General features: G+C 64.6%; 23 protein-coding genes and 1 pseudogene. 16 read left to right on the top strand and 8 right to left on the bottom strand.

The genetic code is table 11. The annotated features are described in order from the left end of the window. Positions 1–251 precede the first annotated feature (251 nt). Complete coding sequence (locus GLP40_RS25180) at positions 252–677, top strand: hypothetical protein (protein WP_154790465.1); 426 nt, start codon at positions 252–254, stop codon at positions 675–677. Between the two features lie 49 nt (positions 678–726). Here GLP40_RS25180 and GLP40_RS25185 read toward each other — a convergent pair whose 3' ends face one another. Beyond that, positions 727–1,725, bottom strand: coding sequence for an Lrp/AsnC family transcriptional regulator (locus tag GLP40_RS25185; protein WP_328290631.1), 999 nt, complete (start codon positions 1,723–1,725; stop codon positions 727–729). A 115-nt stretch (positions 1,726–1,840) separates the two neighbouring features. Here GLP40_RS25185 and GLP40_RS25190 point away from each other — a divergent pair, with 115 nt between their 5' ends. Beyond that, positions 1,841–2,632, top strand: coding sequence for an inositol monophosphatase family protein (locus tag GLP40_RS25190; protein ID WP_154790467.1), 792 nt, complete (start codon positions 1,841–1,843; stop codon positions 2,630–2,632). A gap of 16 nt (positions 2,633–2,648) precedes the next feature. Here GLP40_RS25190 and GLP40_RS25195 read toward each other — a convergent pair whose 3' ends face one another. Further along, positions 2,649–3,578: a universal stress protein gene (locus GLP40_RS25195; RefSeq protein ID WP_154790468.1), complete on the bottom strand. Its 930-nt coding sequence runs from the start codon at positions 3,576–3,578 to the stop codon at positions 2,649–2,651. A 297-nt stretch (positions 3,579–3,875) separates the two neighbouring features. Here GLP40_RS25195 and GLP40_RS25200 point away from each other — a divergent pair. From GLP40_RS25200 to GLP40_RS25230, 7 genes and pseudogenes are all read left to right on the top strand, one after another. Next, positions 3,876–4,112, top strand: a pseudogene (locus GLP40_RS25200) (ATP-binding cassette domain-containing protein); the annotation flags it as partial. Continuing rightward, the gene (locus tag GLP40_RS25205; RefSeq protein ID WP_154790469.1) at positions 4,090–4,923 is read left to right on the top strand and encodes an ABC transporter permease; all 834 of its coding nucleotides are present in this window, start codon (positions 4,090–4,092) and stop codon (positions 4,921–4,923) included. The pseudogene GLP40_RS25200 and the gene GLP40_RS25205, both read left to right, overlap by 23 nt. A gap of 423 nt (positions 4,924–5,346) precedes the next feature. Continuing rightward, the gene (polX, locus tag GLP40_RS25210; RefSeq protein WP_154790470.1) at positions 5,347–7,164 is read left to right on the top strand and encodes a DNA polymerase/3'-5' exonuclease PolX; all 1,818 of its coding nucleotides are present in this window, start codon (positions 5,347–5,349) and stop codon (positions 7,162–7,164) included. 264 nt (positions 7,165–7,428) lie between these two features. Then, on the top strand, positions 7,429–8,718 hold the full coding sequence (locus GLP40_RS25215; protein ID WP_328290632.1) for a hemolysin family protein: 1,290 nt from the start codon (positions 7,429–7,431) through the stop codon (positions 8,716–8,718). Between the two features lie 122 nt (positions 8,719–8,840). Further along, the gene (locus tag GLP40_RS25220; protein ID WP_154790471.1) at positions 8,841–9,116 is read left to right on the top strand and encodes a DUF1918 domain-containing protein; all 276 of its coding nucleotides are present in this window, start codon (positions 8,841–8,843) and stop codon (positions 9,114–9,116) included. Between the two features lie 41 nt (positions 9,117–9,157). Continuing rightward, the gene (locus GLP40_RS25225) at positions 9,158–10,225 is read left to right on the top strand and encodes a ribosome hibernation promotion factor (protein ID WP_230329901.1); all 1,068 of its coding nucleotides are present in this window, start codon (positions 9,158–9,160) and stop codon (positions 10,223–10,225) included. 130 nt (positions 10,226–10,355) lie between these two features. Then, positions 10,356–10,967 carry a YbhB/YbcL family Raf kinase inhibitor-like protein gene (locus GLP40_RS25230; RefSeq protein WP_154790472.1) on the top strand — a complete coding sequence of 204 codons (612 nt, stop codon included), beginning with the start codon at positions 10,356–10,358 and terminating at the stop codon, positions 10,965–10,967. 71 nt (positions 10,968–11,038) lie between these two features. Here the strand turns inward: GLP40_RS25230 and GLP40_RS25235 are convergent, their stop codons facing one another. Next, positions 11,039–11,203: a hypothetical protein gene (locus GLP40_RS25235; protein WP_154790473.1), complete on the bottom strand. Its 165-nt coding sequence runs from the start codon at positions 11,201–11,203 to the stop codon at positions 11,039–11,041. Between the two features lie 1,244 nt (positions 11,204–12,447). Between GLP40_RS25235 and GLP40_RS25240 the strand changes: the two genes are divergently transcribed. The 3 genes from GLP40_RS25240 (at position 12,448) to GLP40_RS25250 (ending at position 14,936) form a co-directional block, all read left to right on the top strand. Further along, positions 12,448–12,984, top strand: a complete 537-nt coding sequence (locus tag GLP40_RS25240; protein ID WP_154790474.1) for a hypothetical protein — start codon at positions 12,448–12,450, stop codon at positions 12,982–12,984. A gap of 294 nt (positions 12,985–13,278) precedes the next feature. After that, entirely contained in the window at positions 13,279–13,617 is a 339-nt protein-coding gene (locus GLP40_RS35125; protein WP_196054778.1) for a histone-like nucleoid-structuring protein Lsr2, read from the top strand. A gap of 557 nt (positions 13,618–14,174) precedes the next feature. After that, positions 14,175–14,936 carry a hypothetical protein gene (locus tag GLP40_RS25250; protein WP_154790476.1) on the top strand — a complete coding sequence of 254 codons (762 nt, stop codon included), beginning with the start codon at positions 14,175–14,177 and terminating at the stop codon, positions 14,934–14,936. Between the two features lie 728 nt (positions 14,937–15,664). Here the strand turns inward: GLP40_RS25250 and GLP40_RS25255 are convergent. After that, the gene (locus GLP40_RS25255; protein ID WP_154790477.1) at positions 15,665–16,225 is read right to left on the bottom strand and encodes a hypothetical protein; all 561 of its coding nucleotides are present in this window, start codon (positions 16,223–16,225) and stop codon (positions 15,665–15,667) included. A gap of 717 nt (positions 16,226–16,942) precedes the next feature. Beyond that, positions 16,943–17,716 (bottom strand): MmyB family transcriptional regulator, encoded by a 774-nt coding sequence (locus GLP40_RS25260; RefSeq protein ID WP_196054779.1) that lies wholly within the window; start codon positions 17,714–17,716, stop codon positions 16,943–16,945. A gap of 152 nt (positions 17,717–17,868) precedes the next feature. On the opposite strand from GLP40_RS25260, the gene GLP40_RS25265 reads away from it, so the two are divergent. Beyond that, complete coding sequence (locus GLP40_RS25265; RefSeq protein ID WP_154790479.1) at positions 17,869–19,107, top strand: cytochrome P450 family protein; 1,239 nt, start codon at positions 17,869–17,871, stop codon at positions 19,105–19,107. A 126-nt stretch (positions 19,108–19,233) separates the two neighbouring features. Here GLP40_RS25265 and GLP40_RS25270 read toward each other — a convergent pair whose 3' ends face one another. Continuing rightward, positions 19,234–19,686, bottom strand: coding sequence for a VOC family protein (locus tag GLP40_RS25270; RefSeq protein WP_196054780.1), 453 nt, complete (start codon positions 19,684–19,686; stop codon positions 19,234–19,236). Positions 19,687–19,797: 111 nt separating this feature from the next. Here GLP40_RS25270 and GLP40_RS25275 point away from each other — a divergent pair, with 111 nt between their 5' ends. From GLP40_RS25275 to GLP40_RS25285, 3 genes are read left to right on the top strand one after another with little or no spacing between them, the layout of a single operon-like run. Further along, on the top strand, positions 19,798–20,322 hold the full coding sequence (locus GLP40_RS25275) for a MarR family winged helix-turn-helix transcriptional regulator (protein WP_154790481.1): 525 nt from the start codon (positions 19,798–19,800) through the stop codon (positions 20,320–20,322). Positions 20,323–20,378: 56 nt separating this feature from the next. Beyond that, positions 20,379–20,792, top strand: coding sequence for a hypothetical protein (locus GLP40_RS25280; RefSeq protein ID WP_154790482.1), 414 nt, complete (start codon positions 20,379–20,381; stop codon positions 20,790–20,792). An 8-nt stretch (positions 20,793–20,800) separates the two neighbouring features. Continuing rightward, positions 20,801–21,658 carry an NmrA family NAD(P)-binding protein gene (locus GLP40_RS25285; protein WP_230329902.1) on the top strand — a complete coding sequence of 286 codons (858 nt, stop codon included), beginning with the start codon at positions 20,801–20,803 and terminating at the stop codon, positions 21,656–21,658. Between the two features lie 186 nt (positions 21,659–21,844). On the opposite strand, the gene GLP40_RS25290 is transcribed toward GLP40_RS25285, so the two are convergent. Together GLP40_RS25290 and GLP40_RS25295 are read right to left on the bottom strand one after the other, a co-directional pair. After that, complete coding sequence (locus GLP40_RS25290; protein WP_328290633.1) at positions 21,845–22,183, bottom strand: VOC family protein; 339 nt, start codon at positions 22,181–22,183, stop codon at positions 21,845–21,847. 268 nt (positions 22,184–22,451) lie between these two features. Then, on the bottom strand, positions 22,452–23,333 hold the full coding sequence (locus tag GLP40_RS25295) for a polysaccharide deacetylase family protein (RefSeq protein WP_154790484.1): 882 nt from the start codon (positions 23,331–23,333) through the stop codon (positions 22,452–22,454). Positions 23,334–23,339: the final 6 nt, after the last annotated feature.

Consider the following 23,339-nt stretch of genomic DNA (forward strand, 5'->3'; position numbering starts at 1 on the left):
TACAGCCCGTCATCCGAATGCCATTCGCGCGTCACCGTGGTGGCACGGTCGATGGCAACACTGTCTTTCGCACTCGGTGCCGGTCGACGAGCCTCCAATCGCCCGGTGTCCGCACTCGACGCGAATCCTCCGTTCATGCCTCGCGTCGGCCACGGGAACCCGCGGACACCCTGGCATCGAGTGCGCTTATCGTCGCGCGCCCGGAGGTTCCGATGTTCGAATCGTGCTGCTCCCCTCACGAATCGGCCCACGTGCTCAGAGCACGCTACGGACTTCCGGTCGAGATGTACGCCGAGCGGCCGTTGCTCACCGTCGGTGCCGCGGTGGAGGCGCTGAACCTACCGGCTCCGCTGGCCCGCCGGGTCTCGGTCCGGCTCTCGTGGCTGCCGTCGCTGCCCGCGGTCGCCGAACCACGCGGCCGCCGCTGGACCTTTCCGGTGGCGCCACCGTTGCCGTATCACCCGGTACCCCAACGCCTTCGGCGCTTCCTGTTCGACCACGGCGTGACCATGCCCGACCACGGCAGCAAGATCCTGCTACCCACGTCCGACGAGACGTTCGGCCGGCACTGGGCCATCGAGCCCGAACCCGGACGCTTGTGCCTGCCGCATCGAGTTGTCGTGCTGGCCGCCATCCGGCTGTCGATCCTCGAGGGGCCCGATCGCGTCCCAGCCTGAGTCGCTCACCGGTGGCACGAAAATGAAAAGTGCTGGAGCAAGACGTGTTTCACTCGGCGGCGACGCTGCCATAATTCGTATCGGGTGTTGGAGCCCGCAAGGCGGGGTAGTCGCCGCGCTTGACTGCTCTCCCGATCAGAACGGTCTCGACGTCGGTGACGGGATATCGAGCGAGTTCGACCGTGAGAAATCGATAGAGCTCACCGAGATCTCGTAGCCACAGCGCGATCTGGAGGTTGGTGGGTCCGGTGGTGGCCGCCGCGCCGTGAACCGCGGGATGCCGCGCGAGGGCTTCACCGGTGGTGTGCAGGTCGGCGGGCGCCACGCGCAGGTACAGATTGGCGTCGACATGCAGACCGAGCAGGTGCGGGTCGACGATCACGCGCGTGCGCAGGAGGCCGTGAGCGATCAGGCGATGGATGCGGCGGCGGGCGGTCGATTCCGGAATGCCGATCATATGCGCCAGACGCGCCGCGGGTGTTCGCGCATCGTGGCGGAGGCTGTCGAGCAGGCGGTGGTCGGTGTCGTCGAGGCGGTAACCGTCAGCGGGCTGGACCGCGACACGGAGGGCCGTGGCTTCGGTCTCGGTCAGGGCATGCAGACGCCAGTCCCAGGCGTCGGCGAACCCGTGCAACACGGTTTGCGCGGTCGCCGCCGTCACCGCGGAGGTGGCGGGCAACTGTTCGAGCACGAACCGGTCGCGATGATCGGGCTCGGCGACGACCACCGCGCAGATCTCGTCACCGGCACGGGAGACATCGATGAAATGCACCTGCGGTTGTCTGGCGAGCGCCGCGGTCAGCGGCTCGAGCTTGCCGCGCAGCACCCGGATTCGTAGCACGGTCACCTCCGCGCCCGCCGTCGACGGCGGGGCAGCGACGACCCGTAACCCTCCGCCGGCCGACAGCGCCGACAGCAGACGCCGCACCCGCGTACTACTCAACCTCAGCGCCGCGGCCAATTCCTCCGCGGTAGCCCGCCCGTTCACCTGAAGCGCCGCGATCAGCCGGGACACCTCGGCATCTTGATCGGAAGCGATCGAATTCACCGTCACAATCATCAGTATCGATCAAAGTCGGGCACTTTCCTTCGGGATTCCGCCAGTCCGACGGCACAGTGAAGTGGTCCTCGCCCACGACATCGACATCACAGGAGATCTGTCCATGGACTACGACGCCCTCTCCCAGGCCATAGCGGCCATCGCGGAGCAGACCGGCGCGGAACTCGACGCCTTGGCCCGCCCCACCCCTCCCGCAACCCTTGCCGAGCTCGAATCGACTTTCGACGCGGTCGACAGCCCTGCCGCGGAACGGATCCGGCAGCGACTGCGCCCTCTGATGCCCGAGGCCGCCTGGTTCGCGGGACTTTTCACCGACCTGCCCGAGCAGGGCGCGGTCTGGGTTGTCGACGCCATCGACGGCGCGGTGCAATACCTGCAAGGGCTTCCCCAGTGGTGCGTGAGCATCACCCTGGTCCAGGATCGCCGACCGATCGCGGCTGCCCTGCACAGTCCCGCCCTGGCCGAAACCTACCGCGCGGCAACGGAAATCGGCGCTTTCCGCGACAACCGGCCCATCGCCCCATCGACGAAGACCGTCCTCGACGCCGCACTGGTCGCGACCAGCCAGCCACCCTTCCCGGGCCGGCAGGCCGGTGTCACCGCCGCCGCCGGGCGCACCCTGACCGCCCTGCTCGAACACGCCGCCGCGGTCCGGAACTTCGGACCCACCTCCTGGCAGATCGCCGACACCGCCGCCGGCCGCGTGGACGCGTTCTGGCTCAACGGTATCGACGACACCAACCTGCTCGCGGGCGCCCTGATCGCCGAACAAGCCGGATCCATCGTCACCGACATCACAGGACAACCCTGGATCCCCGGCGCGTCCGGGTTCCTCACCGCGCCGAGCGGACTGCACAGCACCCTCGTCGGCCTGCTGAACCACCGTCCCGGTTGATGGTTCCGTGGACTGGTCAGCGGCCGACCCGGTCGGTGTGATGGTCGGCCGGTGGTGTCCGGGCGACGATGATGGGGCATTCGACCGACTGCACCAGCGCGGAGCTGGTGGAACCGAGCAGCATGCCGGCGAAGCCGCCGCGGCCGTGGCTGCCGACGACCACCAGTTGCGCATTCTCCGATTCCGCCAACAGCGAGTGCGCGGGCTGGTCGCGGACCAGGACGCGGCGTACCGGCACGTCCGGATACTGTTCGCTGTGGTCGGCCAGGCTTTCCGCCAGGAGTGCGTCCTCGCTGTCACGGATTGATTCCCAATCGGCCGGCTCCCGTTCGGCGCTGGTGGCATCGCTCCACGAGTGCAGGGCGATCAGCCCGACCTTGCGCAGGGACGCCTCCTCGAACGCGAGCTCGATGGCGGGCACGCTGTCGGGACTGCCGTCGACGCCGACGAGCACGGGCTTGCGCGACGAGACCGCGTCCGTCCCGGACATCGCGTGTATCACCGCGACCGGACAGTGCGCGTGGTGGACCACCGCCGAACTCACCGAACCGAGCACAGCGCGCCGGAACCCGCCGCGACCGCGGCTGCCGACCACCAGGGTGCGCGCACGCTGTGAACGTGCGATCAGACTGGGAATGATCGGATCGAAGATCACCTCGGTGCTGATCGCCAGGTCGTCACCCGGCACGGTGTCGTGCGCGATTCGCGCCGCCTCGGCCACGATCTGCTCGCCGGCGTCCTGCAACTGATCGACCGCTTCGGCGGTCACGAAAGGCGCAGGCCCGTAAGCGAACTGGAAGGCCTGGGAGATGATCAGATGCAGTCGGCACCCGTGCAGCGCGGCATCGGCCGCCGCCCAGGCCACCGCCAGATGGGACGTCGCGGAGCCGTCGACGGCGGCCACGATCGGCGCGTCCGGCGCCGGCGCGGGAATGTGGTCGGTCATCGTCTCTCCTTCTCCTGATGCCGGTCGCCGGCGGAATACCCGGCCACCGCTACGACACCCAGCATCGACGAACACGATGCTCGGCGGCGTGGTCGAAAGTCATCGAATGTCAGGTACTCGGCCTGTTTTCGAGCAGCTCAGCGGGATGCCGGTGACTATCGGGACTTCGGTACGGGCCGTTGGTCTCTGGGACCGAAGTCGGACACACCGCATGCTGTCGTCATGGCCGATCGCACATTCCCGGTAGCCGCGCCCGCGGTGGAATTGAGTGCGTTGACCCGTCGATTCGGTGACTTCATGGCCGTCGACCACGTGGATCTGTCGATACCGGCGGGCACCGTCTTCGGTCTGCTGGGCCGCAATGGGGCCGGCAAATCGACGACGATCAAAATGCTGATCACCCTGCTGAAACCGAGTTCCGGCACCGCTCGCGTGGTCGGCTTCGACATTTGCGCTCAGCCGAGGAAGGTGCGGCAGGTCGTAGGGTACGTGCCGCAGTTGCTGTCCGCGGATGGGTCGCTCACCGCCGCGGAGAACCTCACCGTCTTCGCCCGCCTGTACCACGTGCCGCGGGCCGAGCGCCGCGCCCGAAGACACCATCGCCATTGCCGACATCGAGGTCCGCAAGCTCCGGCACGACCCGCTCGAGCTGCTCACCCGAGCCGTGCAGCCGGTGTTGTGGCTGCTGGTGTTCGGCACCGTGATGGCCCACAGCCACGCCATCCCCACCGGAAGCCTGCCCTACATCGACTACCTCGCACCCGGAATCCTTGCTCAGAGCGTGCTATTCGTATCGATCTTCTACGGCATCGCGGTCATCTGGGAACGCGACCTCGGGATCGTGCACAAATTCCTGGCCAGCCCGGCTTCCCGCGCGGCTCTGGTTTCCGGGAAGGCACTGGCCGCCGGTGTCCGAGCGTTCGCCCAGGCGGTCATCGTCTACGCGGTCGCCGCTGCGATGGGCGTGAACCTGCGGTTGACCCCGGTACCGCTGCTGGGTGTCACGTTCACCGTGATTCTCGGCTCTGCGGTGTTCGCCAGCTTCTCGCTCATCATCGCCTGCCTGGTCAAGACCCGGGAACGATTCATGGGCATCGGGCAGATCCTCACCATGCCCCTGTTCTTCGCCTCCAACGCGATCTACCCGGTCGCGATGATGCCTACCGCGCTGCGCTGGCTGGCTCGCGCCAACCCGCTCACCTATCAGGTCGACATTCTCCGCACCCTCATGCTGCACCACAGCCCCAGCGCCTATGGCCTCACCCTGGACTTCGGTGTCCTCGGCGCATCGGTGATCGCGATGATCGCCATCGCCGCCCGCATGTATCCGCACGTGGTGACCTGAGCGTTCCAGGACCCGAACACCCCGGTGCGAAACCGCCGGAACCTCCTCAGGCGCGAGGGTTGAGAAACCGTCTTCCGCGAGGTTCCGCTGACAAGGAACGTGCCGAGGCCGGTCGACTGTTCGCGGAGTGGCCGATAACGCCGTTCCGATGACCTTCGCTTCTGGGTGGGGGCAGGGCGGAAGCGCAGAATCGATGTATCGCACGGATTGATTCGCCCAGCCAGAGATTCGGACGACAGTGTGGTCTACCGACAGGGTGAGCTTCCCCCAATGGCGCGGGAACGACTCCACCGAAGCCCACCACGGGCCGGGTGTCCATCGCGAACCGGCGCGGAAGGCTCGACCGTCACGAGCATCCCTGTTCGGCCCTCGTGAAGGAATGCCGGCCGGCGCACCGGGTATCGATCGAAGGGACCAATGACGATGCGGTCGAACGAGGTCGCGGCTCAGGCATTGGACGAGATGGCCGATCTGATCGCCATCTCGGGAGGTGATCCGTACCGGGTGCGTGCCTATGAGAAGGCGGCACGCTCGGTTGGCGGGTATCAGCTCGACATCGACACCCTGGATCGCAAGGGGCTGATGGCGATTCCCGCCGTCGGCGCACACACCGCCGACCGGCTGCTGGAACTTCGCCGTACCGGGCATATAGCAATGCTCGACGAGCTGCATGCACAGCTACCCGCTGGGCTGCGTGCCCTGCTCGGCATTCCCGGGTTCGGTCCGCGCCGGGCGCATCAGGTCTACGAGGAATTAGGTATCTCCTCACTTCCAGAGCTGATGACGGCTCTGGACGAGCAGCGGCTGCGCACCCTCGCGGGATGGGGCGAAACCAGCGAACACAATCTCGCGCAGTCGATTCGGCGCATGCAGCAGGCATCCGAACGCATTCCGCTGGCGGTCGCGCGCAACATCGCTGAGGACCTGCTCGCCCGGCTGCGGCAATTGCCGCAGGTGAGCCGGGCCGACTACGCCGGGTCACTGCGCCGCATGCGTGACACCGTGGGCGATATCGACCTGCTCGCCGCGGCCGATGACGACCCGGATTCGGTGATGGCGAGCTTCTGCGCGCTGCCGCTGGTGGATCGCGTGCTCGCGCACGGCCCCACCAAATCGTCGATTCTCACGGCCCACGGAGTTCAGGTTGATCTGCGGGTTGTGCCCACCGCGGCGTGGGGTGCGGCGCTGCTCTATTTCACCGGATCCAAGTCCCACAACGTTCACATCCGGGAGCTCGCGGTGCGCGCCGGACTGAAACTGAGCGAATACGGACTGTTCACACCGGAGAGCGATCGGCCGCGGGCGGCGGCCACCGAGCACCAGATCTATCGAGCCCTGGGACTGGACTGGATTCCGCCTACTCTGCGCGAGGACCGCGGCGAGATCGAGGCCGCCGCGGCGGGGCGACTGCCGCATCTGGTCGAGATCGCCGACCTGGCAGGCGATCTGCACATCCACACCGACCTTACCGACGGTCTCGCCAGCGCCGCGGACATGATCGCCGCGGCCGCCCGGCGCGGCTACCGCTACTGCGCTATCACTGATCACGCACCGCTGCTGGCCATGCAGCGCATGACACGCGACAAGGCTCTCGCGCAGCGTCGCGAACTGCGCGAACTCGCCCCGCATTATGACATCGAGGTGCTGCACGGCTCCGAGCTGAATATCGCCGCTGACGGCAGCTTGGATTGGGACGACGAGTTCCTCTCCGGCTTCGACATTCTCATAGCCTCTGTGCACTCGCACTTCGATCAATCCGCCTCAGCGATGACCAGCCGCCTCATCACTGCGATCGAACACCCATTGGTCAACATCATCGGCCATCCCAGCACCCGAATCATCGGCCGCCGCCCGCCCATCGAATTCGACGCGGACGCCGTTTTCGCCGCCGCCGCCAGAACCGGAACGGCTCTGGAGATCAACGCCTTTCCCGATCGCCTCGACCTCGGCGAGGATCTGATCGCCAGGGCCCGCGGGCACGGTGTCGTCTTCGCCATCGACACCGATGCCCACGCCGTCCCCCACCTCGACCACATGCGTTACGGCATAGCCACCGCGCAGCGCGGCTGGGTGGAACCGAGCGAGGTGATCAATACGTGGCCGGTGTCGCGGCTGCGCCGATTCCTGGCCAAGGGAAGACCGAGCGCCGTGCGCGTCATGCCGCGCGGTGCTCGAGACGGCACGCGATCGGCCCGCGGCAAACCCGACGGCCGGACCGGCGAGCGACGGCAGCCGCGGTGACCTTGGGCACTATGCCGTACCGGTTCGTCTGCGGATGATCGAGGTATTCCGGACGACTCTGTCACCGGAGCACATGGTGGTCGGCGCGTCGCGCCACGGCTCACACCGGCGGTGGCGCGACGCGCTGGACCGTCACCGGATGCGAAGCGACCTCACCCCCGGACTCGACCGCCAACCCGCTCGGACGGGGTACCTCAGGTGGGCGACTCGAGCCGATTCGGCTGTAGAGCGCAGTGCGGACGGCACCGCCGTTCAGAAAGTCAGGTGGCAGAAGTAATGGGCGACTACTGGTGGAATCTCATGCTCGTGGTCGCGCTGGTCGGACTCAGCGGATTGTTCTCGGGCAGCGAGACCGCGTTGATCTCTCTGCGCGAGGGCCAGATTCGGCAGTTGGAGCAGCGCCACGACCATGCTGCGGCCACACTGGCGCGGCTGGCGCGGGAGCCGAACCGTTTCCTGGCCACCACGCAGATCGGGATCACCCTCGCCGGGTTCCTCGCATCGGCGACAGCGGCGGTTTCCTTGGCGCATCGTGTCGAACCTGCCCTCTCACCGCTGGGGCGGGCAGCCGAGCCGGGGGCGGTCGGACTGGTCACCGTCGTGCTTTCGTATTTCACTCTCGTCCTCGGCGAACTCGCTCCGAAGCGGTTGGCGATGCAGCATGCGCAGCAATGGGCCTTGTTCGCCTCCCGGCCGCTGGACCTGCTGTCACGATGGTCGCGCCCAGCGGTGTGGCTGCTCAGCGCGAGCACCGACCTGACCGTGCGGGCCTTGGGCGGCGACCCGCACGCGACCAGAGAGCAGCTCACTGCCGCGGAATTGCGGCACTTGGTGGCTGAACACGGCGGTCTGGAGCCTCAGCAGCGGACGATCATTCTGGGCGCCTTCGACATCCACGAACGGATATTGCGAGAGGTATTGGTGCCGCGGCGGGCGGTGTTCACTCTGGATGCGGATCTTCCGGTCGCACGGGCGCGTTCGGCCTTGGCCGCGTCCGGGCATTCCCGCGCCCCGGTGCTGCGGGGCACGGGCCTCGACGACACCGTCGGCGTGGTCAACCTGCGTGACCTCATCGACCACGACGGCGCTTTGGTCGATGCCGCGCGTGTGGCTGTGGTCTTCCCCGACACCATCCAGGTCGCGGATGCGTTGCGCCGGCTCATGGCCGAGCATGAGCATTTCGCCCTGGTAGCCAACGAGAACGGCGATATCGACGGCATCGTGACGCTGGAAGACCTGCTCGAGGAGGTTGTCGGCGAGATCTATGACGAGGCCGACCGGGAACTCGCCGCGGTCCGCCGCGAAGCCGACGGCGCGCTGCTGCTGCCCGGTACCTTCCCGGTGCACGACCTGCCCGACCTCGGCGTGCGGATCGACGGCGCCCCCGCCGGTGATTACACGACGGTCGCCGGGCTGGTGCTCACCGCGCTCGGCCGCATTCCTCGCCGATCGGGTGATCGCATCCCATTGCACGAGTGGGTCATCGAGGTCGCCGGTATCGACGGCAACACCGTCACGGCGGTCCGCCTCCGCCCCATCGCGACCGGTGGGTAGGGCCGCCGCTCATCGACGTGGCGACGTCCTACCACGGATCACAGGACCTCCGGCCCTACGCACCGATCGGAGGTCCCGGTGACGATGAAGTCGACCAGCAAACAACACGGAAGGTCCGGATCATGTATGCGAAACCAGGAGACTGGCTGATCGTCGAACACAACACCATCGGCGGCACGGCGCGGCACGGCCTCATCGAGGAGGTGCACGGAGACGGCGGGGAGCCGCCCTATCTGGTGCATTGGACCGACACCGGGCGCCGAGCACTGATCTATCCCGGACCCGACGCCTACGTGCTCAGCTCCGAGGACCTGCGGACACGGGAAGAGATCGAGTCCGCGCATCTGTCCTCCATGCAACACCGCCCTGGGCGGGCCGCGGATTCCAGCGTGAGCTGATAGCCAACCTTGCCGCCGCACACCATGATCGCGGTTTCGCGATGACCGCACGTGCGAACCGCGGAGCCATGACGATCGGTGCGAGGCTGATCGAACTCCAAGTGGCGGGGACGCCATTTGGCCTGCGCGAGGCGCTCGGGGCGATCGATGTCCATGACTCCCATCGGGCCCACCGTATGCGCCGTACCGGCCAGCGGATCGGCGCCGAGGTGATCGGGCGGATTGTGGCCGAACGGCTCGGGCGCAGTGACATTGGCCTCTCATCGGCGCAAGCGATGCGGTGGCACAGTCAACGAGGAGAGGAGGTCGCGATGCCGTCGCAGCCAACGAGAACAGATCCCATTCTTCAGATATCGGTAGGCCGTCATGTCTCCGCCGGCGGGGCGGACTACGCCCGCGAGAAGATAGGCCACGTACTCACCCTGGCTCCGGAACCGGTGCTGTCGGCACGCGTGCGCCTGACCGGGCATCGCGATCCCGCCGCCGTGAATCCGATCATCGCTCAGGGGAATGTGAACCTCAACGGTCGGGGAGTACGGGTGCAGGTGGCCGCCGCGACCACCCGGGAGGCCGTCGACCTGCTCGAAGCCCGGTTGAAGGAGCGCTTCGAGCGGATCGCCCGGCATTGGGAAGGTATCCGCGGTCGTCAGCCGGCGCCGGGGCCGCACGAGTGGCGGCACGACGCTCCACCACGCAGCCCGCTGCCGTACTTCCCACGGGCTGCCGAGCAGCGGGAAGTGCTGCGGCACAAGTCGTTCGCGCTGGCCGACGAAACCTGCGAGGAGGCCGCGTTCGACATGGAGATGATGGATTACGACTTCCATCTGTTCACCGAGTCCGGCAGCCGCGTCGACAGTGTGCTCTACCGCAGCGACGGCAATTACCGGCTCGCCCAGCTCGACCCACGGCCCGAGGCCGTCGCTCAGGGCAGCGTGCCGGTCACGATCAGCCCGGCACCAGCGCCGACGGCGACCGTCGAGGGAGCGATCGAGCGGCTGGAGCTGACCGGGTGGCCTTTCGTGTTCTTCCGTGACGCGAACCGCAACCGTGGTTGCGTGCTCTACCACCGCTACGACGGCCATTACGGGCTGATCACGCCCGCCGACTGAGCCGAGCGGAACCGCAACGACCGTCGAAGACCGACGCAGAATGATCCCAGCAACGAGTTCTGCCGATTTCACCCTCATCGCTACCCCGGATAGCTGACGCTATCGGACCGTGTGAGCGGAAGGCATCGTTATGAAGGTCCGAAGTGATTCATTCGACGACAATGCCCGCATCCCGGGCGAGTTCGCCTACGGCGTACCGGATGCCGTGCACCATGTCCGGGCCGGTGCCAATCACAACCCGCATCTGGCGTGGGACGACGTGCCGGCGGAAACACGATCGTTCGCGGTCGTGTGCTGCGACATCGACGTACCTCGGACCGGCTCGGAGGCGAACATCGAGGGGCTGACGATCCCGCAGGAATCGCCGCGCGCCGACTTCTACCATTTGGTGCTGTTCGACATCCCGGTCGGCGTGCGGCAGATCGCCGCGGGCAGCCTCCGGCGCGGCGTGACCACACACGGCAAGCCGGGTCCGACCGCACCCCATAACGCGCGGTACGGCCTCAACGATTTCAGCAGCGAGGGAATCGATCACTACGGCTACGATGGCCCCTGCCCGCCCTGGAACGACCAGCGCATCCACCGCTACGTGTTCACCGTCTACGCCCTCGATGCCGAACGGCTGCCGCTGCGACAAGGGGTGACCGGAAAACAGCTGCGCCAAGCGATGATCGGCCACATCCTGGGGCAAGCCGAGCTCGTCGGCACCTACACTCTCAACCCCGGCCTGAACCCGAGCTGAGCCACCCGAGCGAATGGCACGTGGAGGCGACCGCCGTCCGGTCGTCCATTCCGTCCTGACGATATTTCGTGTCAGACGCTGTTGCAGACAAGAAGGTTACGAATACGATCCTCCATCTGTTGCCTCGCGCGCGTCGCCGACCAGCGGTCCTTCGCGTAGACGCCAGGGAAGCGATTGCAGTATGCGATGAACATGGATCGTTCGTCGACCCAGACAACTTCCAGATCGTTGAACACAGCCCTTCCGGTTGTCACAGCAGCGCATCCTCGCGATGGAAAGTCGAATGGCCCTGTACCGCCGACGGTCGGCACTGTCTCGGCGGTCGTGCTGTTTGCTGTGACTCGAGAACTCCCCGCGACCATGTTTGCGCGACCATTCTTGCTATCGCCACAACCTTCACTTTCTAGTCTTGCCGGTGTACGGCTCCACGGATTCCATCGTCTCCGGGTGGTGAGGCCGACCGAGCTCGACACCACCCCGCGTCCCACGCACTCCCGACGATTGCGTCGTGACTTGTCGCCCTCCCTGGGAATAGCGAGGCATTCGCCAGTCTATCGATGGCAAAGCGGGATTTTCTAGGATTAACCGCAATGTGGTCGCAATTGTCGGATTCATCCGCAAGATGCTGGACTCTACCGTTGTGGATTGTGGTAGGTTCAACCTATTTGTCCGAATAATGCCGCCCCGTAGTCCCTGCTGAGTGTCGCAGGTATTCTGGTTGAATTTTGCCGCAAATTAGCTATCAGGTCAACTGGTCCTGCTGCGAAAAGCGCCGATCCAGTCGACCGCGGAGGGTCCGCTGGGCCGCATGGGCTGTTCCGATCGCGGCCAGCTCGCTGAGATGGCAACCCGTGATCGGCATAGTGGTCCCTGGTGACGGTGACGAGTGCGGATGGCAGGAAATCCTGGTCGCCGGCTTCGAGGCGGCCAGCTTTGTGACCAAAAGTTTGCGGGCGCGGCGCGAGAGTCGACTGTGATAATAATGTGATAATAGTGGATTGCATGTCCGCTTACGGGCATCTATGGTCGAGATCTGGATGGCGGACCAGGCTGCGCGAGCCTCGGTTCGTGATCGATACGCTCGGGTGAAAGTATCCTCGACTCGATCCGGATCGATCGATCCGATTGCGGCTCGGCCGCGGGCATATCCCGACGTGCTCGCGCGAGCCATTTTTCTGTGTCAATTTGTCACTTCATCACCGCTGGCCGGTGCATCCTGCGAGTGTCGAATTCATGGAGGGTCGAACAAAGCGCTGGATTTGAGAATGGTTGCGAGCCCCAGCTGCGGGACGCGGTCGCTCCGTCGTCGGTCAGCGACGTTTTCCAGAACTGATCTCAGTGTGAGGTACGGGTGCAGTCGCGTCGCCCGGCATGCCCGGAATCGAGTCTTGGAGGTTGTTCGGTGGCTTCGAAGTCGGATGAGGTGAGTCGCCCACACTATGGTCGCCGATCAATTCGCATCCGGAAGGGGATCGGAACCATGAGCGTGCGCCGTGCCGGTGGGCTGGCCGCTGTTCTCCTCATTGGTCTGATACTTGTGCTGAGGGCGCTGGACTGGACCGACAATACCTTCTCGGGTCCGGCGCGCACCATGGACAAAATGTCGGCAATTCCCTCATCGGCCATCACCCGTACCACGACGAAGGTGTCCGCGTCTGCGGAGTCGGTCACCGAGACCTGCACTCAGTTCGCCAGGGAAACCGGAGCCAGTGTTTCGAAATATAACGAGTTCGTCTTGACGCGCGACACCGCCGGCCTGTCCGGGTTTCTCAACCGTCGCGATTCGGCGGCTGCCGCGTTGGAGGATGCCGCGACCACAGTTGAGGTCGGCGTATCGGTGGCTGAAGAAGCTGTCCCAGAACCGCTGGCGAGTACCTTGACCAACTACGTTGCGGCCGCCCGTGCCCTCGCCACGGAGACTCGAAAAATGAATGATGCGAGCTCGCTGGCGAATCTCAACATTGCAGGTGCACGGGCCGAAGGCGCGCGGATCGCGGTGTTGAAACTTTGTCGCTGAGACGGATTCCTTCCGGTCATAGCGCGTGGATGTCGGCTCGGCTCCGGCATCTCGCTTCGCATCACGATCAGTAGGAGACCTGTGAATCTCGGCGTATTGCGCAACCGAGAGTCGCTGCAGCGCCGAACCTTTTGTGGGGGTACTATCCTTTCAAAGAAAGAGTTCTCCTCAGTAGGCGACTGCTCCGCATGAGGTTGTCTTCGAGGCGGCATGGCGGCTCGGGGGGATCCCCGACTTTCTGCCCAGTCCACGCGCAGGCCATGCAAGCTTGACTTTAAAGGAGGATTACGCGCCATGGCCCAGCGACCCGCCTCTACGGTCACCAATGAGCGCTCCGGCTCGACCGAAGAGATGGAAACTGTCAGATTCTCACTCGACGGAATCGCTTATCAGATCGAATTGTCAAGCGACGAGGCCTGCCAGTTGCGCGAAGTATTCTCGCATTGGGCGAAGCGTGCCTCCCGCGTTCGCCTCGAGACGCCGCCGCGCGGTCCTCAACTTCGGGGGGCAAGTCGAGCTCAGCAAATCCGTGGCTGGGCCAAGGTCAACGGGTATTCGATTCCATCACGGGGGAGAATTCCAGACTGGTTGGTCATGGCATACGAGAATTCTATGCAATCTTCTAGTGAGTGAGCGGTCAAATTCAGCGCGCAGCCCAGGCGTCGGCTGAGTAAGACGGCTTTGATAGTGCTGGGTACTTCCGGATCAACGCCCGGGTTCAACATGCCGAAAGCCTGATGCCTACCACACATGTTTTCTGTTCAGGGGCCCGTCGGGCGCGCAAGCAGTCGATGCGCGCATCGTTGCACGGGCTTTCGGCCGGATCACCCACAGGGCCGGATGGCATCGCAGGGTCGTGGAGCCGGGACAGAAATTCGTCGACACTGCCGTAACGGAGCAGGATCTCGACCGAAAGTCGTCGTACGCCGCCGCGGACCCTCGCTGGTGTGTTTCCCGCCAGTATCGCGAGCGCCGTGTTCAGCCACATCGCGGACGTGAATCCGGTTCAGCCACCTCGAGCGTCGGCGCCTCCGATTCGATATTATCCCCGCAACCATACGGTCCAGCGTGGTGTATGTCGGCATTGCTATATCGAGCCGTATTCGACACCGGCTAATCCTTGGTGATTCTTATGAACACGGCGTTCTAAAACGCCACCAGCAGGCGTGGCAACGCTATAGTTACTGACTATGGAATCGCATCTGTATCCCCTGGTGGACGAGGTCTACTGCCGTGCGCCGACAGCCCTCGAAAGGGTCGATCTTTCGAAGGCGGTGCAGGACCTCGCAATTGGCCTGGCAACGAAGCTGGTCGGCATGCCATCGGGTGATTGGGAATCCTGGCGCGCAGAAAGTCTGGACTGGCGTCAGGCCCGTGAACTCCAGCTCGCCTTGCTGCAGGTACAGACTCTTATTGTGAAAGAAATCGAGGCATGGATGCCGGAGGCGGTTTCCGATGCGCTCGACCTGACGGCCACATTCGGCGATATAGCGGCTGTGATCGGATTGGACCGCCAGTTGGTTCATCAACGTTGGGGAAACATCAAGGGGGCTGACAGTCAGGTTGCGCTCGTAATCTCGCGTCGTTCGTCCGACGAGCCGGCGACCGTTGGTGCTGTCTACGACGAGGATCGGCGGTGCCGGAAGGTGAGCCTGGCCGTGCGCCGCAGAGCACGGCACGCCATCGTTGCCGTGGACGGAATAGTATGCCGGGTATACGAATTGGAGCCGGATAGCTGGATAGAAGAAATAGATTCTCGGACATGGATGTTCAACGCGATTGGACGCCGATCTCTGGTCGCGGCAGAGGTCAACGCGGCCTACTACGCGGGACTGTTGCCATTGCGTCTAGGTGATGTTTGCCCGGCTCGTTCACATGGAGCTTGTGCGACCTATTACTTCCCGTCGGCAGTTGATCTCTGTGCAGCCGCCGATCTCAGCGGTAAGGCATGAAGGCTGCGCCGTGACCGGCGTCGGTGGGTCGATGGCCGGGGCTCATGCCGGAAAAGCGCGCCACCCTCTCTGGAGCTTCTCTGGAGCAGGCTTAGCTGGTGTTCACTACGTGCGTCTTCGATCCTGGTCGGCCGTCACCTTATTGTCGCCGAGTTTCGGATCGCTAGTCGTCATCCAGTTTACGCAGAATTGTCTGGTACACACTTTCCTTCCGTGAAGGCGCGGTATGAACGACCTGGCGGTGAATGTGTCGAACCCTGTCATGCTTCTCGGTGCGGCACTCCGGATGACTATGAAATGCGGATCGGCCCAACGTGATTGCGCATCGGTGCGCAGTCGGCACCGCTGAGGCGATCGGATGTGGGTCAACCTGCTTCAGCGGTGTCTGTCAAAACTCCCACGTTCTTTGTCGTCCGCCGATTCTGCCGGGAGGTTTCGCCAGTCGTATCGGCGATATTCCTTGAACTGAAGATCCGTTACCTTCGAAACACCATCCTCGGAATGCACCTATTACTCTGCCTGTGAACGTAGGGTTCGGCTTGTAATATGACATCACACGCGTTTCGGTCCGAGCGGGCCGCGCTGCTCAGATGTCCAGCATACGGCGCGGCTCCGCTATCGGGTGTGTATCGAATTCTTATCGTGCCTCGTTTGCGACTTCTTGTCAGTGCGGGTCATTCAATCATTCGCTTTATCGCGATCGGCGCATCTGTGGCCCATGGATCGGGTCACGATATATCTGCGGTGTGTCTGTCCGACGGCAGGCCTTCCATGACTCGCAGTCGATCGGCGAGATATTCGAGCGACTCGATAGAGCCCTTCGACAGACCCGCGGCGTTTCGGATGAGCCGGCGGAGCGGAGCGTTGCCGAACTTCTCCGCGATGAACCTGTCTGTCGGGCTTCCACCTGCGCTGACACCGGTTCTGACGTACTCGACCTCGGCGTCGAAGAAGGCGGCGAGTGCGACTACCACCCCGTCGGACGGGTTGCTGCGTTGACCGCTTCGCAACAACGACAGATACGATCGGGAAACGGTATGACCAGCTGACGCCAAGTCTTCAACGACCTTGTTGTAGGTCAGCCGGTGGCCGTGTTCGCTCTCCCATGCTTGGAAGAGCATATTGAGTCGAGCCGAGAAATCCTGGCTGAGGGGTGGCTGATCGAGGTCGGCTGTGTGGATCCACTGACTCTTGGCGGGCGCCGTGCCGAACAGTGTGTGCAGCCGCTTGCGAGGAGCCGGATCGGGCGTCGCCGGTCGGCTCGGGTCGTTTCCGCGGCGAGCGGTCATCGGCTGGAGGGGAGCGGGGGGCGCCGCCAAGAAGGTGGGCCGACCGGACCGGCCGGCTGGGGCGGCGGCCGCAGGGCCGCTGCCGACCCTGTTGTGAGCACTCGCGTTCATGGCGCGCGGGAGTTGGCTCTGGTGACTCGCGAGGTGTTCGCCAGCAAAGTTCGAAGACCTGAGCTGGGCGGCAAAATCTGTCATAGGTCGTGACTATATGTGCTGTAAGTGGGCTTATGAAATATTTTCGAGGATTTTTTCTAGGTAATTGCCAAGCGATTGCTAAATGATTGCCGCATAGCGGACGGCCGTGGCCGGCAAACACCTGCGCATCCAACCTGGCCAGGCCCGTGGCATCGGCCCGCCGATGATCGCGCCGCGAGCCACGGAGGGAAGTGCCTGGATCTCGCGGCTTTGACCGTACACGTCATGATGGCCGAATTGCCCTGCTCCGTTTTATGCGAGACCGTCGTGCGCCGAGTAGCGGCATTGGTCCCCTTGGTGCGGGGTCTTTCGTCCCTTGGATTCTGTCAATCATTTGATCGACTGATCGGTCGGATTGTCGAGGGCCGATAATAGCTTGCTTACGGAATGTAAGTATGGCTTGCAGTTTCCGCCTGGGCCGTGTGGTTGCGTCCATCAGGCAACCTGAAGGACGGTCCGGGCCTCGAGGGCCGGGACCATCGGACAGTTGAAGCGCAAGCTGATCCGCTGGTCGCCGGGCTGTCAGGAGTCGGCGCTGAGGGGATGGAGTCGACCCCGGGACCGCACGATCGGCAGATCGTGTTGCATCTGCCAGTTCTCCATGGTCAGTGTGTACAGCCCGCCCCGGACCCGCAGGCGCGACTGCATATCGAGCGGCAGGGTGTAGGTCACCGCCCTGGCTTCCCACATCTGTCGGAAATCGGGGAACCGCGACAGTCGTTCGTGGTACTCCTGCGCCCATGCGGTGTGGCCGTAGCGCCCCATGAAGCCGCGATGGGCCGCGACGCCGATTCCCACCTGGTCGATCCAGTTGATCATGATCTCCCGCGCCTCGTCGGTGAACGACCACTCGAGCATGTACATGCCCGGCCGATGGGTGGGGAAGGTGTCGTAGTAGGCGCGGTTCGCCGTGATCAGCCGGCGCTGGGGCGCGTAGAAGGACACGAGATCGGCTGTTGCCTCGGTCATTTCGGTGTTCATGATCGGCGTCACCGCCGACTCGAACACCTCGAATCGCGCGATCTCCAGGGCCGGGCCGATCCCGGTGATGGACGGATAGGGCGAGGCGTAGCCGGCCAGATCGCAGATATAGCGCCACTCGTCGTCGCTGGCCTGATAGGTCGTCGCCAACACCCGCAAGATCCCGACGTCGACCTGCCCGACCTCGTCGCGCTCGACCTTGGTCAGGTAGCTGGCGGTGATATGCGCTTCGGCCGCTGCCCTTTCCCTACTGAATTTGCGCGCCGCGGGCAGGTCGCCGGTCTCGTGCCGACGTGCCTCCTCGCGCTTGCGCAAGAACGTAAGATGCTGCCCCAGCGACGGTTTCGTGGGCTCGTTCACCACTCTCGGGGGATCCTCTCTGGTGCTACATGCAACGGGATTGTATACACGCGCAGGGGTGAATTCGGACGGGTGGCGGGAGCGCACGCACTGCTAGGTTCCGTGTCATGGGGTACGAGATCGACTCTCCGGCAGATCATTCGGCGACAGCGGTGTTCGAACTGACGGATGACTTCTTCGATGACCCGCACACGGTGTACGACCAGCTGCGGAGCAGGGGAGCGGTGCATCGGGTCCGCCTTCCGGATTCCGGACTCGGATGGTTGATCACCGATTACGAGGTCGCCAAGGCCGCGTTCACCGATCCCGCCATCAGTAAGGTCCTCAAGTCTCCCGGCGCCAAGGCAACGGTCGCGGCGGAGGGCGGAGACCGGCATCTCGGCGGCAGCATGTTCGCGGACATGATGGTCTTCTACGACCCGCCGCAGCACACCCGGCTGCGGGGACTGGTCAATCGGGCGTTCAGCGGACGGGCCATGGCGGAGCTGGCGCCGCGGATCAGCGAGCTCGCCGATGAGCTGCTCGGCGACTTGGCCTCCGACCGTGGTGAAGTCGTCGATCTGCTCGAACGGTTCGCCGTTCCGCTCGGGATGTCGGTGATCTGCGAGCTGCTGGGCGTCCCCGGCACGGACCGCGACGCGTTCCAGCGATGGTCGACGTCGCTGTTGTCGAGTGAGGACAGCAACGAGGCCCGGGCGAGCGCGGTCATGGAATTCGTCGGCTACATCGACCGGTTGATCCATACCAAGGCCGCGACTCCCGGCCAGGATCTGCTCTCCGAACTCATCGCCGCCCGCGAGGACGACGACCGGCTCAGTCACCGCGAACTGATCAGTATGGTCTTCCTGCTGCTGGTCGCGGGCTTCGAGACGACGGTCAACCTGATCGGCAACGGCGTCGCGATCTTCTTGGCGGACAGGGGCCTTCACGAAGGACTGCGCGACGACCCGGACCGCATCCCCGCCTTCATCGAAGAGGTCCTCCGCTTCGAGGCCCCCGCGACCGAGGCGACCTTCCGCTATACCACCGCCCCAACCGTCCTGGGCGGCATCGAAATTCCCCAGGACCAACTGATCCTGGTCTCCATGGCCGCCGCCGACCGTGACCCCGCCCAATTCCCCGACCCCCACCGCTTCGACCCCGACCGCTCACCCAACCACATCGCCTTCGGCCACGGCATCCACCGCTGCGTCGGCGCCCCCTTGGCCCGCACCGAGAGCGCCATCGCCATCACCCGTCTCCTCGCCGCCTACCCCGACCTGGAACTCGCCCCGGACGCCGACCTGCGTTGGCGCAAGAGCCTCATCGTGCGAGGCCTGACCGCCCTCCCGGTCCGGTTGCGCTGACCCGGCAGCCATCTTTCGAGGAGGATCGCGGTCGAGTTGCTTGTCGGAGAATTATGTTCCTGTGTCACAACAGTTTTCGAGGGAGCTCCGACTGGAGGCACTCGACCTGGGTCAGGGCTTTCCCGACTACGAGGGCCCGGCGGGTCCCAGTCGCGGATGCTCGAACTCGACCTGATCCGGGCGCATTTCGACGTCGGCGAACCCGTTGGGCGGGTCGGTGTAGATCCGGATGCACAATCCGTCCGGGGTCCGGAATTCGACGAGATGACCGATGAATCCGGTGATGATCGATGAATGCTCGATGCCGACCGAGTCCAGGTGGTCCACCCACCGCTGCAGACCGTCGAGCCCGTCGACACCGAAGGTGACCGGGTCGAAGCCCGCGTTCGCGGTGGCTGCCGCTGGGGCCCGGCGTAATTCCACGGGGATCGGGACACCGGGCAGCATCAGGATGACGCCGAACAGGGTGCCGTCGGGATGGCGGTGGTCGTATTTCTCGACCCGCGTCGCCGCGAGTGCGGCCTCGAACCAAGCGATGCTCGCCGGCAGGTCGGAAACCGGGAACTTCAGGTGATGCACACCCGTCAGACAGACATGATGGTCGAACCTTCCCGGGGGACCGGACGGCAACTGGTGTGACGTGATCGGAGCTACTTTGACGACGAAGTAGTTAGGTGCCATATTAAATCCATGACAACGGATCCGGAAGCCCCGGAAGTTCCCACTCTGGCGCAGGCGCGGTCGCAGATCCGGCGCTATGGCCTGGAATCCGAAGTCGATCCCCAGGCGATGCTCGTCGCGGTGCGACTGCTGGCCGCCGGAGCGAAGCTCGGTCAGGCGACAGAGACGCACTTCGCGCGGTTCGGGCTGTCCACCGGACGTTATCGACTGCTGGCGGACCTCGAGGACGCGGGCGGGGAGAAGTCGCCCTCGCAACTGGCGGTCGGCCTCGGGGTAACGCGCGCAACGGTAACCGGCCTGATCGACGGCCTGGAACGGCAGGGGCTGGTGTGCCGGCGCGCTTCGGCCGAGGACGGTCGCGCCGTGATGGTGGTACTCACCGCGCGCGGCGCGCAGAAGCTGCGCGATATGGCGCCCGAGCATTTCGGCCGTTTGCAGGCGATGGTCAGCGCATTGACCCACAAGGAACGCGCGGTCTTCCTGGACTTGCTCGAACGCATCAGCGGGGGCATGGGCGCGCTCACTGCGGACTGACTGGACGATCGTCATCCGGCGCTTCGCTATGGCCATATAGTTAGGAACCTAATGATATGAATCCGACGACCGTGCCTGCCCGATTCGTAGTGTGGCGAGAGGTCGTGTCCGCCTATGTGGCTCCGGCGGTGTGCGCGGGCGCGGGCGGATTGATCACCGGGCAGGAGGATCTGCTGCGAGCCGCGGTGACCTCGATCGCCGGCACGTCCGCGCTCGTCGCCTTCCTGCTCGGGATGTGGCTGCGGCAGAGCGGAGTTCGGGTTTCACGGCTACGTCGTGCACGGCCCGTATCGCTCGCGGCGGGATTCGGGCTCGGCGCGGCCGCGCTAGCCGCGTTGACCGCCCAACTCCTCACCGCCACAGCGTTGTTTCCCGATCGCATTCGCATCGACTTCCCGATCGCCGCCGCACTGGCCGCCACGATCATTACCTGGCGCTGGTGCTCGGTCCAACGAAAAGCACACGGATGATTGTCGTCATGGGAGCTACCGGCGCGATCGGCAACGCGCTCCTGACCCGCCTGCTCGAGCTCGGGGTGCCGTGCCGGGCATTGAGCCGACATCCAGATCGGTTGCGCGCCATGGTGTATCCGCCTACGGATGTCGAGATCCGGTACGCCGACGCGGCGGATCCGGCCTCGCTGCGGGCCGCGTTCGAAGGTGCCACACAACTCTTCCTCGCCATAACCAACAGCCCGTTCCAGGTCGAATTCGAAACTCGCGCAATCGATACCGCCGCTGTGTGCGGCATCGAGCACGTGGTCAAACTCTCGGTGCCGACGGCCGCTCCGGACTCACCCGTGGCCGTCGCGCGGTGGCATTACGCGATCGAGGAGGCGCTGCGAGCTTCCGGCATCACACACACGGTGTTGCGCCCTTACGCGTTCATGCAGAAGTTGCTCCTGCTCGGTCCTCAGGTGGCGACACAGGGCGCCATCGTCGGAACCATGGGCGTGGCCGCGTGCAACTACATCGACTGCCGCGACATCGCCGACGTCGCGGCCGCGGCCCACACGCGAACCGAAATAGCCGGGGGCACATACACTCTCACCGGCGCGGAAACCTACAGCTACCCGGAGTTGACGGCCCTGTTGAGCGCCATGCTCGACACTCCGATCCGCTATGTCGACCTACCACCCGCCGACTTCCGCGAACACCTCATCGAACAGTCCGGCCTGCCGGGCTGGCTGGCCGGCCACATCGTGGAAATCCAGCGGCTGGCCATCACTTATCCGGAACGTCCGACCGATACCGTCGCCCGCATCCTCGGCAAGCCCCCTCGCGCCCTGGAATCCTTCCTGACGGAGAACCTGGACGCGTTCCGGCGCCGGGTGTAGTAGGTGGTGGGCTGCCTGGTCGTCGGCCTCGGCAGTGCGGCCTTCTTCATCGCGAAATGACTACCCGGCTTCAGAGCCGGCCGAACCCGACTCCCCGCCGATCTTCGGCCGACCGGCCGTAAAGTCTTGTCTCCGAACGGATATGGTCACCGGCCAGACCCTGTTGTCCGCGGGTTCCGCTCAGTCTCACGCGGTGGTGATGCGTCGACTGGCGATCTGATAGACGTTGCCGAAAGGGTCTCGCACCATGGCTCGGTGGTCACCGTACGGCGTGTCGAACGGCGCCTCCATGGTGACGGCACCCGCGGCCAGTGCTCGTTGATAGGTGGCCGCGACGTCATCGACATAGATGTAGAGGAACGCCGGAAACATGTCGCGTTCGCCGGATTCCGACACCAGGATCAGCGAGTCGCCGATACGGACCTCGGCGGGCCGATTCTGCTCGACCTCGCCGATCGCCTCGAACACGGTCCGCAGGAACGCGATCGCGGCTTGTTGATCATCGACCACCATCCGCGGCGTCACCGAATGAAACCCTGGCGGTGGAGCCGGTGTCGTGGCCATGGGGAGAGTCTCGCACGCGACCGAGTCCCGCAGCGTCTTTTCGGGGGGCGGAGGTGGCTTCGACATCGGCGCGGAAGAAAGCATCGGATATCCGGACGCACTCCTGTTCCTCGCGCGTGAACATGTCCGGTCTGCCCACGACGATCCGACTTGAGCCTTTTGAACAACTCGTTGATCAGACAGGCTGTGACGCGCTCCGCGTTGTAGCGGAGCGCGTCACATACGGGGTCTACCGGGATTCCGGTTCCTGTTGTCCGGTGGACGCCCGGTAATGCGCGGCGATCTCGTCGCTGGTGGTGAGCCAGACGCCAGGGTGGTCAGCCACGTACTCCAACGCTTGGTCCAGGTACTTGGTTCGGAATGGCTGACCGATGACGAACGGGTGCAGCGCGAGGGCCATCACCCGCCCGCTGTCGGCCGAGTCCTCGTACAGCTGCTCGAGCTGATCTTTGACGATCTGAACGAAATCGGCGCCTGACAGCCCGGTCCCGAGGAACAGGCTGTTGTCGTTGAGCTCGACCGAGTACGGCACGCTGAGCATTCCGGGAACGTTGAGCTGGTAGGGCTGATCGTCGTTGGTCCAGTCCAGCACATAGTCGAGTCCGAGTTCGGACAACAGTTCCGGTGTGTGCAAGGTTTCGGTGAGTGCCGGCCCCATCCAGCCGCGTGGTCTGCGACCGGTGGCTCGTTCGATGGTGTGGACGACCTCGGTCAGGTAGGCGCGCTCCTCGTCGACGGTCATATCCGCTTGGAAGATCGAGTTGTTCTTGCCGTGCGCCAGCCAGGTCCAGTCCCGGTCTCGGCCGGCGGCGATGATCTGCGGGTTGTGTTGGGCGACATCGGAGTTGAGCAGCACGCTGGCTCGAATGCGATGCCGGTCGAGGGTGTCTATCACGCGCCAGATCCCCACCCGCGGCCCGTAGTCACGCCAGCCGTAGTTCAGCGGGTCGGGGGTCAGTGCGGCGGTGCCGGGGAAGATGCTGGTCGAGGGCTTGTCTACTTGGTAGTGCTCGATATTGAGTCCGACGTAGAAGGCGACGCGGGCACCGCCCGGCCAATGGATCGGTGCGCGGTTGACGATCGGGTGGTAGTCGAAGAGTTCGTTGTCCATGTCTCG

It is taken from the genome of Nocardia aurantiaca (genome assembly GCF_009708175.1).
GTDB classification, from domain to species: domain Bacteria; phylum Actinomycetota; class Actinomycetes; order Mycobacteriales; family Mycobacteriaceae; genus Nocardia; species Nocardia aurantiaca.